This window comes from Azospirillum lipoferum (genome assembly GCF_024170005.1).
In the GTDB taxonomy this organism is placed as follows: Bacteria; Pseudomonadota; Alphaproteobacteria; order Azospirillales; family Azospirillaceae; genus Azospirillum; species Azospirillum lipoferum.
In genome coordinates this window covers 149,781-166,303 of sequence record NZ_JALJXJ010000007.1, presented here as the reverse complement: position 1 = coordinate 166,303, position 16,523 = coordinate 149,781, and the positions used below count along the sequence as shown (strand labels likewise).

The following is a 16,523-nucleotide window of genomic DNA, read 5'->3' as shown; positions in this document are numbered from 1 at the left end:
TAATTGGCGCCGATATCACTTTACTGATGCCATGAAGGAACAAATCGCCCTGGAGCGGCTGACCGGACTGCTCGCCTTTGCACGGGCCGGATCGCTGGGCAGCTTCACCGCCGCCGCCCATTCGCTGTCGGTTTCGCCCTCGGCCGTCAGCAAGAGCGTGCAGCGGCTGGAGCAGCGGCTGGGGGTATCGCTGTTCACCCGCACGACGCGTTCCCTGACGCTGACGGCGGAGGGGCACGAGTTGCATGAGCGGGCGTTGAGGCTGCTGCGCGATGCCGAGGAGATCGAGCAGACGGCGATGGCGGCCCGGTCGGAGCCGTCCGGCATGCTGCGGGTCGCGGCATCGCTGCCGATCGGCGTCCATGTCATCGCCCCGGCACTGCCGGCGTTCCGGCGGCTCCACCCCAAGGTGACGGTCGATCTGCGCCTGAGCGACCGGATGGTCGACCTGATCGAGGAAGGAATCGACGTCGCGGTGCGGATCGGCGAGCTTGCTGATTCAAGACTGCTGTCGCGCCGGCTGGCGCCGCATCGCTTCTGCTGCTTCGCCGCACCGGCCTATCTGGCGGCCCGCGGGGCGCCAGCCCACCCGAACGACTTGGAAGGGCACGACACCGTCAGCCTGCGCTATCAAAGCACGGGGCAGACGTTGCGCTGGCCCTTCCGGATCGGCGACCGGCTGGTGGAGGTCGTGCCGCCTTCGGGCATCGTCGTCGATGTCAGCGACGCGCTGGTGGCGACGCTGGCGGCCGGCGGCGGCATCGGCATCGCCGCCACCTTCATCACCGCCCCCTATGTGGCGCGCGGCGAACTGGTTCCGGTGCTGTCGGACTTCGCCGTCGAGCGGCACAACATCACGGCGCTCTGGCCGGCAAGCCGCCGCACCAACCCGGCGGTGCGCGCTTTCCTGGCCTTCTTGCAGGAGGTGTTTCAGGAGCGGATGGCGGCAACGGGCTGACGCGTCAGGGCGACCCCCCGGCCCCCGCTTCACTCCAGCGGCTTCAGTTCACCCAGCAGGGTCGGAAGCAGTTCGGCGACGGTCGGGTGGATGTGGACGGCGCGTTGCAGGGTGGGGTAGGGCGCCTTGGCATACATCATGTCGAGCACGCCGTGGATCGCCTCGTCGCCGCCGGGGCCGAGGATGGCGGCCCCGAGGATCTCCCGGCTGTCGGCATCGACGACGATCCGCATGAAGCCCTGTGCCTCCCCCTTTTCCACCGCACGGCCGACGCGGGTCATCGGCCGCTGGCCGACCAGCGCCCGCCGGCCGGAGCGGCGGACCGCCTCGTCGGTCATGCCGACGCGCGCCAGCGGTGGATCGGTGTAGAGCGCATAGGCCTGGATGCGGTCGTCGACGCTGCGCGGGTCGCCGTCCAGCAGGTTGGCGGCGACGATCTCGAAGTCATTGTAGGCGGTGTGGGTGAAGGCGCCGCGCCCGTTGCAGTCGCCCATCGCCCAGATGCCAGGCACATTGGTGCGCAGCTTGTCGTCCACCGTGATGAAGCCACGGGAATCCCTCACCACGCCGGCGCGGTCGAGGCTGAGGTCGTCGGTGTTCGGCGTGCGGCCGACCGCCAGCAGCACATGGCTCCCCACCACGGACGGGCTGCCGGACGCGCAGTTCACCCCGACCTCGACGCCGTCGGCATGGGGGGCGAAGCGGATGCAGTCGGCCGACAGGCGGACGGTCACCCCCTCCTTCTCCAGCAGTTCCCGGATCGCGTCGGACACGTCGGGGTCCTCGCGGCCGATCAGCCGCTCGCCCTTCTCCACCACCGTCACCTCGGCACCGAAGCGGCGGTACATCTGGGCGAATTCCAGGCCGATGTAGCTGCCGCCGACCACCACCAGATGCCGCGGCACATGGTCGAGGTCGAGGATGGTGCCGCTGGTCAGGACGTCGACGTCGCGCACGCCGGGCATGTCCGGAATCGTGGCGCGGGCGCCGACGTTGAGGAAGATGCGCTCCGCCGTCAGCAGCTCGTCGCCGACGCGCACGCTATTCGGCGATTCGAGGCGGGCATGGCCCTGCAACACCCGGCAGTTGGGCATGCCGCGCAGCCAGCGTTCGACATTCCGGCGCGAGCGGCCGGAAACCTCGTCCTTGCGCGCCTTGACCCGGGCCATGTCGATGCGCACCGGGCCGTCCAGCATGACACCGTATTCGGCGGCGCGCCGGGCCATCCGGGCGACGCGGGCGCTGGCGATCAGCGTCTTGGTCGGGGTGCAGCCGGTGTTGACGCAGGTGCCGCCGAACAGCTTGCGCTCGATCACCGCCACGCTCATCCCCGCGGCGGCAAGGCGCTCGGCGAGCGGCGGCCCGGCCTGGCCGGCTCCGATGATGATGGCGTCGAGCATGGCAGGCTCCTGCGGCCGGTTGCGTTCGTCAGGGGAAATCGGTGGGGCGGATATGGTAGCGCCGGTCCCGCAGCTCCCTCAAGCAAACCAAGGTATGACTTGCTGCAACCAAACGGGATCGTTCAAGTCGTGACCAGATCGTTCAAGACTTGGACGGCGCCCGCATGCAAGCTGCCGGAACCGGAACGGCACACCGCAGGGTTGGAGACTGGCGTATGGGCGGTGCAATGGGCGACGCAGTGTGGGGCGGTTCGCAGGCAACCGGTCGGCCGGTCGAGCACCGTCTCGGCCTGCTGTCGATCCCGCTGGCCTTCGCGGTGTTCATCGTCGACACCTTCACCGACATCGAAAGCGCCATCGCCGTCCTCTATGTCCTGGTCCTGCTGCTGGCCGCCACAATGCTGTCGCGGCGGGGGATCCTGCGGGTGGCCGCCGGCTGCGCGCTGCTGGCGGTGCTGTCCTTCTTCCTGTCGCACTGGCAGGACATGGACCTGTCGGCGGTCCTGCGCTGCGGCGTGTCGCTGGCGGCCATCCTGATCACCGGCGCGCTGCTGGTGCGGGACCATGATTCGCGGGCGCTGCTGCTGCGGGCCAATGCCGCGCTGGCGCGCAGCGAAAAGCGCTACCGCTGCATGTTCGAACAGGCGCGCATTTCCCTGTGGGAGCAGGACTTCACCGCGGTGAAGGCGGCGCTCGACGCGCTGCGGGCAAGCGGGGTGACGGACCTCGCCGCCCACGCGCAGTCCGATCCCGGCTGGGCGCGGGACATCGGCGCGCTGATCGTCACCACCAACGTCAACGACGCCACCGTCGAGATGCTGGGGGCCGTTGGCCGGCCGGCGGTGCTGGGGTCGCTCGACCGCTTCCTGCCCGCCGGCGATCCGGCGATGCTGCAGGTCCTGCTGGCGCTTTGGGAAGGGCGCGACCGCTTCGAAGGGCGGGCGCAGCTGATCACGGCGGACGGGCGCACCCTGACGGTGCTGCTGGGCATCAGTTTTCCCGACGACGGCGTTGGCTTCGATCAGGTGGTGGTCGGCGTCGTCGACATCACCCAGCGCGAACGCACGCAGGAGGCGCTGCTGGCCGCGCAGGCCGAACTCGCCCGCGCCGCGCGCGCCGCCACGCTGGGCGCGCTATCCGCCTCCATCGCGCATGAGCTGAACCAGCCGCTGGGGGCCATCGTGCTCAACGCGCAGGCCTGCCTGCGTTGGCTGCGCCGCGACCAGCCGGACATCGGCACCGCCGCCAAGGCGGCCGACCGCATCGTCCGCGACGGGCAGCGGGCGGCCGAAATCATACAGCGGACGCGCGGCATGCTGGTCAAGGACACCCGCTGCGACGAGACCATCGACCTGCGCCAGCTGGTGGACGAGGTGGCGCTGCTGCTGGAGCGTGAACTGTCGGCTGCCGGGGCCGTTCTGGTCACCGGTTTCGCTCCCGATGCTCCGCCGGTGCGGGGCAGCCGGGTCGGCTTGCAGCAGGTGCTGATCAACCTCGTCACCAACGGCCTGCACGCCATGGTGGAAATGGGGGTGGAGGCGGGGGTGGAGGCGGGCAGCCGCCGGCGTGAATTGAGCGTCACCGTGGACAGGCTGGGGGACAGCCTGGAAAGCGGCCAGGAAAGCGGGTCGCAGGTGACGGTCGCCGTGCGCGACCGCGGCCCGGGCATCGACGAGACCAGCAGCGCCCGCCTGTTCGATCCCTTCTTCACCACCCGGCCGGACGGCATGGGCATGGGGCTCGCCATCTGCCGGTCCACCATCGAATCCTGCGGCGGAACGCTGACCGCCCGCAACCATCCGGACGGCGGGGCGGTGTTCGAGTTCACCATCCCGGCGGCGCTCCCGCCATCCCCCCAACCGCCATTCATCGAACCACCGGCCTTCCCGCTGGCCGCGGCACGAGAGGACTGACCGCCATGCCCCACAAAGCCGCTCCGTCGCCGGAACCTGTCAAAAACGACCCGCTGGTCCTGATCGTCGACGACGATGCCGGCATGCGGGAGGCGGTGGTCGACCTTCTGCACTCGGTCGGCATCGAAGCCCGCGCCTTTGGCAGCACGGCGGAGCTGCTGGCGGCGGCCCTTCCCGACCGGCTGGGCTGCCTGATCCTCGACGTGCGGCTTCCCGGCCTGGGCGGGCTGGAGTTCCAGACCAGGCTGGACAGCCTGGGCATCGCGCTGCCCATCGTCTTCATGACCGGCTTCGCCGACGTGCCGATGTCCGTCCGCGCGATGAAGGCGGGGGCGACCGACTTCCTGATCAAGCCCTTCCGCGACCAGGACATGCTGGACGCGGTCGGGGCCGCCATCGCTCGCGACCGCTCCCGGCGGAACCAGCGGGCCGCCACGATGACGGTGGAGACCTTGGCGGCGACGCTGACCCCGCGGGAGCGCGAGGTGATGGCCGAGGTGGTCAAGGGCCGGCTGAACAAGCAGATCGCCGGCGATCTCGGCATCAGCGAGGTGACGGTGAAGCTCCACCGCGGCAAGGTGATGCGGAAGATGCAGGTGCGCTCCGTCGCCGACCTCGTCCGCAAGGTTGAGGTGCTCGGCCAGCAGGAGTGACGGCCGGGAGAGGTGTAGGGGTGCGGGATCAGTTCTGTCTTATATAAGTCCCTCCTCTAGACCTAGGTGTGGTATCTCCCGCCTGCCCCGTCCGGATAGGATGCGCGTGGCGTCCGCGAATGGCGCTCCATTCGGTCCCCTGTTCGGTCAAGGCAGTACGACGTGTCCAACGCACCCCTGATAGCGGTAGTCGATGACGACGAGGCGATCCGCGAGGCGCTGGACGATTTGCTGCGATCCGTCGGTTTCCGCTGCCGCTCCTTCGTCTCCGCCGAGGATTTCCTGGCGCTGACCGACCGGACGGGGATCGCCTGCATCATCCTGGACGTGCGCATGCCCGGCCTGTCCGGGCTGGAGTTGCAGGAACGGCTGAATGCCGAGGGGGGCGGGCACCCGCCGATCCTGTTCATGACCTCCTATGCCGATGACGGCACGCGGCGGCGCGCGCTGGGCGGCGGTGCCCGCGACGTGTTGGGCAAGCCCGTCGACGCCCATGTCCTGATTACCTCCCTGAACAGCGCCATCGCGGCGGGGTAACCCGGATAGCGGCAGCAATCAGCCCTTCCAAACGGTTATGTATAAGACAGGACCGGATGGGAGATGGGGCATGACGGTCACATCCCGCGGAGCCATTGACCGGATCGGGGCCGAAAGCAGGATCCGGGCCGGACTCGGAATGGAGGCGCCATGAGCTTCCTGACCCGCCTGCTGCTGCTCGTTTCGCTGGCTCTGGTGCCGGTCTGCGCGCTGGAGGTCTGGAACCAGATCGACCTGCGCCGCCAGCGATCGGAGGAAATCCACGACCATGCGCGGCAACTGCTCAGCCTGCTGGGCGGCGAGCAGCAGCGGCTGGTCGAAGGCGTGCGGCAGATGCTGGAACTGCTGGCGGAAACGACCTCGGCGCAGACCCTGGATGCGACGGGCTGCCAGGTGCTGCTGACGCGCACGGCCACGCGAATCCCGGATTATCTCGCGGTCAACCTCGCGGATGCGGACGGAGTCGTCCTTTGCTCCACCAATCCGGCCCTGCGCGGACGGACCATCGCCGACCGGGTGCATGTGCGCGCCGCCCTGGAAAGCGGCGGCTTCACCGTCGGCGAGTTCATCCGGCAGCGGCACGACGGCAAGCCCGCGATGCCCTTCGGCCTGCCGATCCGCCGCGACGGTGCCGACGGCCGGATGATCGGCGTGGTCACGGCGCTGATCGATCTCGGCTGGCTCGAACGCTATCTCTCCGAACACCCGCTGCCCGACAATGCCGCGCTGATGGTGGCCGACAGCAACGGCGTCGTGCTGGCCCATGCCCCCGCAATCCCGGGGGCGGTCGGCACCGCACTGCCGCCGCGTTTCCGCCCTCTGCTCGACGCCGGCGCGGTGGGTACCGCCCAGCTGACGGGAATCGACGGGGTTGAGCGGGTGTTCGCCTATGTTCCCCTGTCGGCCGGGGTCCGGCACATCTTCGTGGCCGTCGGCATCGATCGTGACGCGGCGATGAACGCCGTGGACGACGCGCTGGAGCGGTCGCTGGTGTGGATCGCCGCGACGCTGCTGCTCGGCCTGCTGGCGGCATTCCTGATCGCCAGGCGGCACCTCTATCAGCCGGTCGCCGCCCTGATCGCGGCGACCGAGCGCTGGCGTGCCGGCGACCATTCCGTCCACGTCGGCGCGGTGGACGGGCCGGAGATGAGCCGCCTCGGGCTGGCGTTCGACGGGCTGGTCGAGGATCTCGACCGGCAGATGCGGGCCAACGAGGAGGCATCCGCCGCATTCCGGGCCAGCGAGGAACGGACCCGCGCGCTGGTGGAGAACGCCCCGCACATGATGTGGGTGAACCGGCCCGACGGCACCTTGGAATATGTCAATGCCGCCTTCCGCGCCTACACCGGCCGCATGACGAACGAGGAGAACCGGATGGAGGATCTGCATCCGGAGGATGTCGAGCGGATTCAGGCGGTCCGGCGGTCGGCCATCCCCGCCGGCCAGCCGCACAGCTATGAACTGCGCCTGCGCCGGGCCGACGGCGCCTACCGATGGCATCTCAGCCGCACCCACCCGATCCATCAGGGCGGCCGGATCATCGCGTGGTTCGGCGGTGCCGTCGACATCCACGACATCCACCGCGCCCGCGACGCCGCGGAGGAGGCCGGCCGGTCCAAGAGCCGTTTCCTCGCCGCCGCCAGCCATGATCTGCGCCAGCCGATGCAGTCGATCCTGCTGTTCGCCGAGGTGCTCCGCCCGCATCTCAGTGAAGGGCCCGGTCTCGACGCGCTCAGCCGGCTTCAGCATGGGCTCGAAATCCTCAAAGGGCTGCTGGACGGTCTGCTCGACATCTCCCGCCTCGATGCCGGCATCGTGGCACCGCAACTGGAGGAGTTCCGCGCGTCGGACCTGCTGCGGAGCCTGAATGACGCCTACGCCCCGCTGGCCCATGAAAAGGGCCTGGGATGGCGGGTCATGCCCTGCCATACCGCGATCCGCAGCGACCGGGTCCTGCTCGGCCGCATGCTGCGCAATCTGGTGGAGAACGCCATCCGCTACACCGACCGGGGCGAGGTTTCGGTGGAATGCAGCGTGGAGGGTGGCCGTCTGCTGATCATGGTCCGCGATACCGGCTGCGGCATCCCGGCCGACCAGATCGACCGGGTTTTCGAGGAGCTTTATCAGGTCGACAATCCCGAGCGCGACCGCAACCAGGGGCTCGGCCTCGGGCTGGCGATCGTCCGCCGCCTGTCAGACCTGCTGGACCATCCCGTCACGATCCGCTCGCAGCCCGGCCAGGGCTCGCTGTTCAGCATCGCGGTGCCGCTGGCGGCGGGGGCTTGCGACCCGGCTCCCCAATCCGGGGAAGCGGCGCCGGTGGAGATGGCGCCGGCATCGCCGGAGCGGAAGGAGCAGCGGCTGGCGGTGGTGGTGGACGACGACCCCATCGTGCTGGCGGGAATGGAGAGCCTGCTGCGCGCCTGGAGGTTCGACGTGATCGCCGCCGAGTCCACCGACCTTGCGGTGGAGAGCCTGGAAGGGGACGGACGCCGGCCGGACATCCTCGTCGTCGACTACCGCCTGCGGGACAGGCGCATCGGGACGGAGGCGATCCTTCGCATCCGGGAAATGCATGATGCGGAGATCCCCGGCCTGATCGTCACCGGGGAGATCGGCACCGAGCCGCAGAACGATGCCCTCGCCCACGGCTTCGACCTGCTGCACAAGCCGGTCACCCCCCGCAGCCTCGCTGCGGCGCTCAGCCGCCATCTGGCGGCGGCGGATGGGGATCCGCGTCTCCCGGTCGCAATGTGATCCATGTCCGTTTTGCGGCCATGCCCCGGTCCTGACGGAACATTTCCGTTGTGCCGTGTTTGTCTGAGGACATGGACCTTAAGGAGCCGTTGGTGCCGAAGCCGATCCCGATCGAGAAAGTGCAGACCGGAATTCCCGAATTCGATCTGATTTTGCGCGGTGGGCTGCCGCGCGGTCGAATCCATCTGCTGGAGGGTGCGCCCGGCACGGGCAAGACGACCATCGCCTTGCAGCTTCTGATCCAGGCACGCAACGACGGCAGGAAGGGGCTGTACATCACCCTGTCGGAGAACGCGAAGGAACTGGAGGCGACCGCCGCCAGCCATGGCTGGTCGCTCGACGGCCTTCCGGTGTTCGACATCGTGCCCATCGAAGCGCAGCTGGATCGCCAGCAGAGCGTGCTCTACCCGTCGGAGGTGGAGCTTGGCGAGACCGTGCGTCTGATCATCGACCGGATCGAGCGGGAAAATCCCGAAGTGCTGGTGATCGACACGGTGTCGGAACTGCGGCTGCTCGCCCAGGACCAGCTCGGCTACCGCCGGCAGATCCTGGCGCTGAAGCAGTATTTGCAGGGCCGCCGCTGCACCAGCCTGGTCCTCGACGACCTGACCCATCAGAACGGCGACACCGACCTGCACAGCCTGGCGCACAGCGTGATCGTGCTGGAGCAGATCGAGCGCACCTATGGCGCGGCGCGGCGGCGGCTGCGCATCGCCAAGATGCGGGGGGCTGAGTATCAAAGCGGCTGGCACGACTTTGCCATCACGAAGACCGACGTCCTGGTCTTCCCCAGCCTGATCGCCGAGGAACATAAGAGCGACTTCGAGCCGCGCACCATGGAAAGCGGCCTGCCGGCGCTGGACGAGCTGATGGGCGGCGGCCTGACGCAGGGGACCACGACCATGCTGGTCGGGCCGTCGGGCGTCGGCAAATCGTCGCTCGCCCTGCAATATGTCACCGCCGCGGTCGAGCGCGGCGAGCATGCCGCCTATTTCTCCTTCGACGAGACCTTCAAGACGCTGGGGCTGCGCAGCCTCGCGCTTGGGATCGACATCGAGGAGGCGGTGCATCGCGAGCGCGTCGGCTGGCACCGCGCCAACCCGTCCCGCCTGTCGCCGGGACAGTTCGTCTGGCAGGTGCGCCGCGAGGTCGAGGACCGCAAGGCCGGCATCGTGGTGATCGACAGCCTGAACTCCTACCTCAGCACCATGCCGGAGGAGCAGGCGCTCTCGCTCCAGATGCACGAGCTGCTGACCTACCTGAACAACAAGGGCGTGGTGACCATCCTGATCCTGGCCCAGCAGGGGGTCATCAGCGACGTGCAGAACCCGGTCGATCTGTCCTTCATGAGCGACACCGTGGTGCTGTTGCGCTTCTTCGAGACCGGCGGCGAAGTGCGCAAGGCGATCTCCGTGGTCAAGAAGCGCACCGGCGTCCATGAGCTGTCGATCCGCGAGTTCCGGCTGTTCCCGAATGGCATGCAGGTCGGGCCGCAGCTGATGGACTTCCGCGGCGTGCTGACCGGCGTACCGGAATATCGGGGTTCGGCCGATCCCTTGCTCAATGGTTCGTCCGAGACCGGGTGAGCGATGCCGATGCGCGGGCCCATCCTTGTCCTGGCGCCCGAGGGGCGGGATGCCGAGGTGATCGCTTCGGTGCTGGCGGAGATTGGGCTGGCGGCGCGGCCCTGCGCCGACATGGCCGGACTTTGCCGGGAGCTTGGCGACGGGACCACCGCGCTGGTGCTCTCCGAAGGGGCGTTGACCGATGTCGGGCCGCTGGTTGCATGGCTGGAGGCGCAGCCGCGCTGGTCGGACCTGCCCATCGTGATCCTGACCTCGCGGCGCAGCCGGCAGGCCGGGCGGGGCAGGCTGGCCTTCTTCCAGTCGCTCGGCAACGTGACGCTGCTGGACCGTCCGTTGCACCGCGAGGGATTGCAAAGCGTGGCCCAGGCCGCCCTGCGCAGCCGGGAGCGTCAGTACCGGACCCGCAGCCATCTGGAGGAGATCACCCGGGCTTCCAGCCTGCTGGAGGAACGGGTGGCGGAGCGGACACAGGCCCTTCAGGCCGAGATGGCGGACCGCCGCCGGGCGGAGGACCAGCTGCATCAGGCGCAGAAGATGGAGGCGCTGGGGCAGCTGACCGGCGGCGTGGCGCATGACTTCAACAACCTGCTCCAGGGCATCGTCAGCTGTCTTGCCGTGCTGGCCCCCACGGTGCCCGACGGCATTCCGCGCGAACTGTTCGAGGCGGCCAACCGCTCCATCGAGCGCGGTGCGCGGCTGACCCAGTCGCTGCTGTCCTTCGCGCGGCGCCAGACGCTGATCCCGGAGCCCACCGACCTGGGAGAGCTGTTGGCCGGGATGAGTTCCCTTCTGGAACGCTCCCTGGGCGGCCAGATCAGCGTCACCATCGAGGTGCCGCCCGGACTTCCGGCGGCGCTGATCGACCGGGCGCAGCTCGAATCCGCCATCCTGAACCTTGCGATCAATGCCCGCGACGCCATGCCGGCCGGCGGGCGGCTGTCCCTGACCGCCTTCGTCGCCGAGATCGGCGATGGAGACGTGGGCGGCGAAATGGGCGGCGAAATGAATGGGACCATGGCCGGACCGGTGGAGTTGAAGGCGGGGACCTATGTGGCGGTCCGGGTTGCGGACACCGGCACCGGCATCGACCCGGCGGTGCTGCCGCACGTCTTCGAACCCTTCTTCACCACCAAGCCGCTCGACAAGGGATCGGGGCTGGGGCTGTCGATGGTCCAGGGCATGGCGACCCAGTCCGGCGGCGGTGTCCGCATCGACAGCACCCCCGGCGGCGGGACCGTGATCACCCTCTATCTGCCGAGCGTCGCGGCCGTGGCCGACCGAGCGGAGCGGACGGCCGCCGAGGTCGAGCGCGGCCATGGCCGAACCATCCTGCTGGTGGAGGACGACGCCATCGTGCGGATGGGGACGATGGCGCTGCTGGAAAGCCTGGGGCACCGGGTCATCGAGGCGGAGAGCGGCGAGAGCGCCCTGGACCTGCTGCGGGACGGTGCGGAGGTCGACGCCCTGGTCACCGACTTCGCCATGCCCGGCATGAACGGGGCGGAGGTGGTGCGCAACGTCCGCAACTTGCGTCCGGGGATTCCGGCGCTGATCGTCACCGGCTATGCCGACACGCCGGATTTGGGCGAGGCCGTGCGCCTGCTGCGCAAGCCCTTCTCGCCGCACCAGATCGCCGACCGGCTGGCGGACATGCTGCCGGCCAAGCGACCAGAGTGAATGCCTATCGGGCGACGGGACTGGTCCTGATGAAATCCAGGAAGGCCCGGAGCGGGGTCGGCACCAGACGCCGTCCGGGGTAATAGAGGAACGGGCCGGAAAAGGACGGCCACCAGGATTCGAGAACCGGTTCCAGCGCGCCGCTGTCCAGATGCGGGCGCAGCCATTCTTCGAACAGGTAAACGACCCCGACGCCCGATACGGCGGCATCGATGGCGAGGTCCATGATGCCGCCCGGCCCCACCACCAGCGGTCCGGTGGGGTCGAGCGTGATCGACTCCCCATCGCGCTCGAACTCCCAAAGCGGCATGGCGCCGCTGGCGAAGCGGCCGCGCACGCAGCGGTGGCCCATCAGGTCGCGCGGATGCTCCGGCCGTCCCCGCGCGTCGAGGTAGGCGGGGGAGGCTGCGGCCGCGAAGCGCTGGCGGCGGGGACCGACGGGGACCGCGATCATGTCCTGTTCCAGCCGCTCGTCGTAGCGGATGCCGGCGTCGCATCCGGCGGCAAGCACGTCGACGAAGCTGTCCTCGCCCATCACCTCCACCCGGATCTCGGGATAGGCGGCATGGAAGGCCGGCAGGATCGACGGCAGCACCAGCCGCGCCACGCTGACCGGCACATTGAGGCGGAGGGTGCCGGCCATCCGGTCGCGGAAGCCGTTCACCACGTCGAGTGCGGCGTCCACCTCGCGCAGGGCGGGCTCCAGCCGGGCCAGCAGGCGTTCGCCCGCCTCTGTCGGCACCACGCTGCGGGTAGTCCGGTTGAACAGCCGGACGCCGAACTGCGCCTCCAGCCGCCGCACCGCTTCGCTGAGGGAGGAGGCGCTGACGTTGCTGCCCTTCGCCGCCTCGCGGAAACCACGGGCGCGGGCCACCGCGACGAAGGCGTTCAGGTCTCCCAGGTCATGCTGCATTGTTCGGAAATCCGCACGGGCCGTTCTGATTGTGCAGACTAATCGATCAGCCGGAGGACGCCTAGATTGGCGACACCATCACGGAGGTCATCATGTCCAACATTGCAAATTCCGGCAGCTTCACCCTCGGCGGCAAGGCCGTCCGCCGACTCGGCTATGGCGCCATGCAGCTTGCCGGCCCCGGCGTGTTCGGCCCGCCGAAGGACCGCGACGCCGCCATCGCCGTGCTGCGCCATGCCGTGGAGGCCGGCGTGAACCACATCGACACCAGCGACTTCTACGGTCCGCATGTCACCAACCAGCTGATCCGCGAGGCGCTGGCGCCCTATCCGGACGATCTGCTGATCGTGACCAAGGTCGGTGCCCGGCGTGGTGTGGATGCATCCTGGCTTCAGGCATCCTCGCCGGAAGAACTGCGGCAGGCCGTGCACGACAATCTGCGCAATCTCGGCCTCGAAATGCTCGAAATCGTCAATATGCGGTTGTGGGGCGACCATGGCCATGCTCCGGCGGAAGGCCCGGTCGAACGCGAACTGAGCGTGCTTGCCGAGCTTCAGCAGCAGGGGCTGATCCGCCATATCGGGCTCAGCAACGCCACGGCGCGGCAGGTGGAGGAGGGGCGGCGCATCTGCGACATCGTCTGCGTGCAGAACCACTACAATCTGGTGCATCGGGCGGACGACGCGCTGATCGACGATCTCGCCGCCAGGGGGATCGCCTATGTGCCCTTCTTCCCGCTCGGCGGCTTCTCGCCGATCCAGTCCGGCCTGCTGTCCGATGTCGCCCGGCGGCTCGGGGCGACGCAGATGCAGGTGGCGCTCGCCTGGCTGCTGAAGCGGTCGCCCAACGTCCTGCTGATCCCGGGGACCTCCTCGGTCAAGCATCTCCAGGAGAATCTGGCGGCGGCGGAGCTGGTCCTGCCCGCCGATGCCCTGGCCGCGCTGGACGGCCTGGGCAAAGCGGCATGACCGCTGGTGGGGAAGGGGAGCGGGAATGCTCCCCTTGTCTCGGCGTTTGTTACCGGCGCTCCACATTCGGCAGGAAGACGGTCAGCAGGCCCAGCAGCGGCAGGAAGGAGCAGGCGGTGTAGACGAAGCCGATACCCTTCCAGTCCGCCACGACGCCCAGGCCAGCCGCACCGATGCCGGCGACGCCGAAAGCCAGCCCGAAGAACAGGCCCGACACCATGCCGACCCGGCCGGGCAGCAACTCCTGGGCATAGACCACGATGGCGGGGAAGGCCGATGCCAGGGCCAGCCCAATCACGGCGCTGAGAACCACCGTCGCCGTCAGCCCGACATAGGGCAGGGCCAGCGTGAAGGGCAGGATGCCGAGGATCGAGACCCAGATCACCGTCTTGCGGCCGATGCGGTCGCCCACCGGGCCGCCGATCACCGTCCCCGCCGCGACCGCCGCCAGGAAGACGAACAGGCAGAGCTGGGCATCGCCGGTGGACAGCCCGAAGCGGTCGATCAGGTAGAAGATGTAGTAGCTGGTGATGCTGGCCAGATAGACGTATTTCGACACGATCAGCGCGATCAGGATGGCGACGGCCCGGCCGACCTGCCGGCTGGACAGGTGGGCGTGCTGCGTCGCCGCCCGGCCACCGGCCTTGCGGGGCTTGGCATTCTGCCGCTGCCAGCTTCCCAGCCGCACCATCACCACCATGCCGGCCAGCGCGGCGGCGGCGAACCAGCTGAGGCTGCCCTGGCCGTGGGGCAGGATGATGAAGGCGGCCAGCAGCGGGCCGAGTGCGGAGCCGAGATTGCCGCCGACCTGGAACAGCGACTGGGCCAGCCCATGGGCGCCGCCCGACGCCTGCCGGGCGATGCGCGACGCTTCCGGATGGAAGACGGACGAACCGAAACCAAGCAGCATCCCGCCGGCCAGCAGCGCCGGGAAACCCGGAGCCCAGGCCAGGGTGAGCAGCCCGAGCAGGGTGGAGCCCATGCCGAAGACCAGCGAATAGGGCATCGGCCTGCGGTCGGTGAACAGGCCGACCAGCGGTTGGAGAAGCGATGCCGTCAACTGGTAGACGAAGGTCAGCAGGCCGAGCTGGGCGAAGCTGAGGCCGAACTCGTCCTTCAGGATCGGATAGACTGCCGGCAGCAGCGACTGGATCATGTCGTTGAGCAGGTGGCAGGCGCTGATCGCGGCCAGGATGGAAAAGGCCGTAGAGCCGGTACTGGGGCCGGCGCCGGGCCGGCTCAGGGTGGTGTCGGTCACGGGGGCATGCCCTTCTTCTCTCCGCCTCGGGCGTCCGCACCGTTGATCGGCGGTGCGGTTGGCCCGGCATTGTTGCGTTGACTGCACCGTAAGCCTACGGTCGGAAGAGAAGGCCCGCCACCGCGGTCAGGCCAGTTTTCTACGAGTTCGGGCCATGGTCAGGAATGTCCGGGTTGACGAGATCGATGAGGTCCAACGGCCCTTGCTCGCCACCACCCATGATTATCCGGACGGCGGCACCCTGCCGCTCCACCGGCACCGGCGCGGGCAGCTGATTTCCGGCATCACCGGGGTGCTGATCATGTCGACGCCGCAGGGGCGCTGGGTGGTGCCGCCCGATTTCGGCCTGTGGATCCCGCCCGGCATCCTGCACGAGGTCCGCATGATCGGGGCGGTCACCACCCAAAGCCTCTATCTGGACCCGGACCTGACCGGCGGCATGCCGGACCGCTGTCAGGTCGTCGGGCTGTCGCCCTTCATCCGCAGCCTGATCGCCCGTGCCGTCGATGTTCCGGCCGACTACGACCCGGACAGCCATGACGGGGCGGTGATGGCGCTGATCCGCTACGAGATGCTGCACCTGCCGGCCCAGCCGCTGACCGTACCGTTCCCGTCGAGCCCGGCGCTGGCCGAACGCTGCCGGCGCTTTCTTCGGCGGCCGGCCGTGCATGAGACGATCGAGCAATGGTGCGACGAACTGGGCGTCAGCCGGCGCGCCTTCACCCGGCTGTTCCGCCGGGAAACCGGGCTGAGCTTCCTGGAATGGCGCCAGCAGGCCTGCCTCGCCGCCGTCCTGCCGCGGCTGGTGGCGGGGGAAGCCGTCACCGCGGTCGCCCTCGACCTCGGCTATGACAACCCTGCCGCCTTCACCGCGATGTTCAAGCGGGTGCTGGGCTCCTCGCCGCGCGCCTATCTGAAAGGGGCGGATTGACCTGTCCTCTCAGGCGTAGCGCATCGCTTCCAGATCGGCGATCAGGCCCGGGCCTTGCGGGTGCCAGCCGAGCTTCGCCTGGGTGAGGGCGCTGGACGCCGCCAGATCGATGCCGGCGAACATCGCCATCCAGCCGAAATGCCCGGCCGCCTGGTCCTGCGGGACGGAGACCGCCGGGATCTTCAGGCCGCGCGCCAGAGTTTCCACGATCTCTCGGGTTTCCACGCCTTCTTCCCCGACCGCGTGATAGCGGGCGCCGGGCTCCGCCGTCTCGATCGCCAGACGGTAGAGGCGGGCGACGTCGCTCAGGTGACCGGCCGACCAGCGGTTGCGTCCCTCGCCGATATAGGCAGCGACGCCCTTTTCGCGGAAGATGGCGATCAGCGGGGTGATCAGCCCCTGCTTCTCCGTGTCGTGCACCTGCGGCAGCCGCATCACCCCGACATTGACGCCGGCATCCAGCAGCTCGTTGCCGGCCCGCTCCGACGCGATGCGCGGGTTGGGGTGGGCGTCGTCGAAGACGTCCTCGCTGGCTGGGCGGCCATGACCGGCCCCGCCGATCCCGACGCCGGAGGTGATCAGCAGCGGGCGGTCGGAGCCCTTCAGCACCGCGCCCAGCGCGCCGATCACCCGGCGGTCCTTGTCGCAGTTCTCGGCGAAGCGCGAGAAATCATGGTCGAAGGCGGTGTGGATCACCGCATCGGCCTTTTCGGCGCCGCCTTGGATGCTTGCCGGATCCTCCAGCGTGCCGTGGCGCGGTTCGGCCCCGGCGGCTTCCAGCGCGCGGGCGCCCTCGGCGGACCGGGTCATGCCGACGACCTGATGGCCGGCTTGCAGAAGTTCGGACAGTACGGCCCGGCCGATGAATCCGGTGGCGCCGGTGAGAAAAATACGCATGGGAAAATCACCTTTCCAATTTCGTCCCCCCACTCTGCTGTGCCGTGATATCCTGTTAAAGTAGTGACGTTTTCC

The 16,523-nt window shown here is 68.9% G+C and carries 13 protein-coding genes; 9 read left to right on the top strand and 4 right to left on the bottom strand.

Going from position 1 to position 16,523, the window contains the following annotated elements; all coding sequences use genetic code 11:
- The first annotated feature begins 31 nt into the window (after positions 1-31).
- Complete coding sequence (locus J2848_RS17060; protein ID WP_149232286.1) at positions 32-958, top strand: LysR family transcriptional regulator; 927 nt, start codon at positions 32-34, stop codon at positions 956-958.
- Between the two features lie 29 nt (positions 959-987).
- Here the strand turns inward: J2848_RS17060 and J2848_RS17055 are convergent, their stop codons facing one another.
- On the bottom strand, positions 988-2,358 hold the full coding sequence (locus tag J2848_RS17055) for an FAD-containing oxidoreductase (RefSeq protein ID WP_149232287.1): 1,371 nt from the start codon (positions 2,356-2,358) through the stop codon (positions 988-990).
- A gap of 215 nt (positions 2,359-2,573) precedes the next feature.
- Here J2848_RS17055 and J2848_RS17050 point away from each other — a divergent pair, with 215 nt between their 5' ends.
- From J2848_RS17050 to J2848_RS17025, 6 genes are all read left to right on the top strand, one after another.
- A complete protein-coding gene (locus tag J2848_RS17050; protein WP_149232288.1) occupies positions 2,574-4,271 on the top strand; it encodes a sensor histidine kinase in 1,698 nt (565 codons plus the stop codon).
- Between the two features lie 5 nt (positions 4,272-4,276).
- The gene (locus tag J2848_RS17045; protein WP_149232289.1) at positions 4,277-4,924 is read left to right on the top strand and encodes a response regulator transcription factor; all 648 of its coding nucleotides are present in this window, start codon (positions 4,277-4,279) and stop codon (positions 4,922-4,924) included.
- A 162-nt stretch (positions 4,925-5,086) separates the two neighbouring features.
- The gene (locus tag J2848_RS17040; protein WP_149232290.1) at positions 5,087-5,461 is read left to right on the top strand and encodes a response regulator transcription factor; all 375 of its coding nucleotides are present in this window, start codon (positions 5,087-5,089) and stop codon (positions 5,459-5,461) included.
- A 150-nt stretch (positions 5,462-5,611) separates the two neighbouring features.
- Positions 5,612-8,218: a hybrid sensor histidine kinase/response regulator gene (locus J2848_RS17035; protein WP_149232291.1), complete on the top strand. Its 2,607-nt coding sequence runs from the start codon at positions 5,612-5,614 to the stop codon at positions 8,216-8,218.
- Between the two features lie 92 nt (positions 8,219-8,310).
- Positions 8,311-9,804 (top strand): ATPase domain-containing protein, encoded by a 1,494-nt coding sequence (locus J2848_RS17030; protein ID WP_246193947.1) that lies wholly within the window; start codon positions 8,311-8,313, stop codon positions 9,802-9,804.
- A 9-nt stretch (positions 9,805-9,813) separates the two neighbouring features.
- Positions 9,814-11,481 carry an ATP-binding protein gene (locus tag J2848_RS17025; protein ID WP_170307084.1) on the top strand — a complete coding sequence of 556 codons (1,668 nt, stop codon included), beginning with the start codon at positions 9,814-9,816 and terminating at the stop codon, positions 11,479-11,481.
- Between the two features lie 4 nt (positions 11,482-11,485).
- On the opposite strand, the gene J2848_RS17020 is transcribed toward J2848_RS17025, so the two are convergent.
- Positions 11,486-12,394, bottom strand: a complete 909-nt coding sequence (locus J2848_RS17020) for a LysR family transcriptional regulator (RefSeq protein ID WP_149232294.1) — start codon at positions 12,392-12,394, stop codon at positions 11,486-11,488.
- Positions 12,395-12,486: 92 nt separating this feature from the next.
- Between J2848_RS17020 and J2848_RS17015 the strand changes: the two genes are divergently transcribed.
- Positions 12,487-13,362, top strand: coding sequence for an aldo/keto reductase family oxidoreductase (locus J2848_RS17015; protein ID WP_149232295.1), 876 nt, complete (start codon positions 12,487-12,489; stop codon positions 13,360-13,362).
- A 49-nt stretch (positions 13,363-13,411) separates the two neighbouring features.
- Here J2848_RS17015 and J2848_RS17010 read toward each other — a convergent pair whose 3' ends face one another.
- Entirely contained in the window at positions 13,412-14,620 is a 1,209-nt protein-coding gene (locus J2848_RS17010; RefSeq protein WP_149232296.1) for an MFS transporter, read from the bottom strand.
- A 154-nt stretch (positions 14,621-14,774) separates the two neighbouring features.
- Between J2848_RS17010 and J2848_RS17005 the strand changes: the two genes are divergently transcribed.
- The gene (locus J2848_RS17005) at positions 14,775-15,551 is read left to right on the top strand and encodes an AraC family transcriptional regulator (protein ID WP_149232297.1); all 777 of its coding nucleotides are present in this window, start codon (positions 14,775-14,777) and stop codon (positions 15,549-15,551) included.
- A gap of 9 nt (positions 15,552-15,560) precedes the next feature.
- Here the strand turns inward: J2848_RS17005 and J2848_RS17000 are convergent, their stop codons facing one another.
- A complete protein-coding gene (locus J2848_RS17000) occupies positions 15,561-16,448 on the bottom strand; it encodes an SDR family oxidoreductase (protein WP_149232298.1) in 888 nt (295 codons plus the stop codon).
- Between the last annotated feature and the right edge of the window lie 75 nt (positions 16,449-16,523).

Excerpts from the sequence above, each read along its gene's own strand:
- J2848_RS17035 (WP_149232291.1), top strand. The coding sequence starts at position 5,612 with ATGAGCTTCCTGACCCGCCTGCTGCTGCTCGTTTCGCTGGCTCTGGTG.
- J2848_RS17005 (WP_149232297.1), top strand. The coding sequence starts at position 14,775 with ATGGTCAGGAATGTCCGGGTTGACGAGATCGATGAGGTCCAACGGCCC.
- J2848_RS17015 (WP_149232295.1), top strand. The coding sequence starts at position 12,487 with ATGTCCAACATTGCAAATTCCGGCAGCTTCACCCTCGGCGGCAAGGCC.
- J2848_RS17060 (WP_149232286.1), top strand. The coding sequence starts at position 32 with ATGAAGGAACAAATCGCCCTGGAGCGGCTGACCGGACTGCTCGCCTTT.
- J2848_RS17020 (WP_149232294.1), bottom strand. The coding sequence starts at position 12,394 with ATGCAGCATGACCTGGGAGACCTGAACGCCTTCGTCGCGGTGGCCCGC.
- J2848_RS17055 (WP_149232287.1), bottom strand. The coding sequence starts at position 2,358 with ATGCTCGACGCCATCATCATCGGAGCCGGCCAGGCCGGGCCGCCGCTC.
- J2848_RS17050 (WP_149232288.1), top strand. The coding sequence starts at position 2,574 with ATGGGCGGTGCAATGGGCGACGCAGTGTGGGGCGGTTCGCAGGCAACC.
- J2848_RS17025 (WP_170307084.1), top strand. The coding sequence starts at position 9,814 with ATGCGCGGGCCCATCCTTGTCCTGGCGCCCGAGGGGCGGGATGCCGAG.
- J2848_RS17045 (WP_149232289.1), top strand. The coding sequence starts at position 4,277 with ATGCCCCACAAAGCCGCTCCGTCGCCGGAACCTGTCAAAAACGACCCG.
- J2848_RS17000 (WP_149232298.1), bottom strand. The coding sequence starts at position 16,448 with ATGCGTATTTTTCTCACCGGCGCCACCGGATTCATCGGCCGGGCCGTA.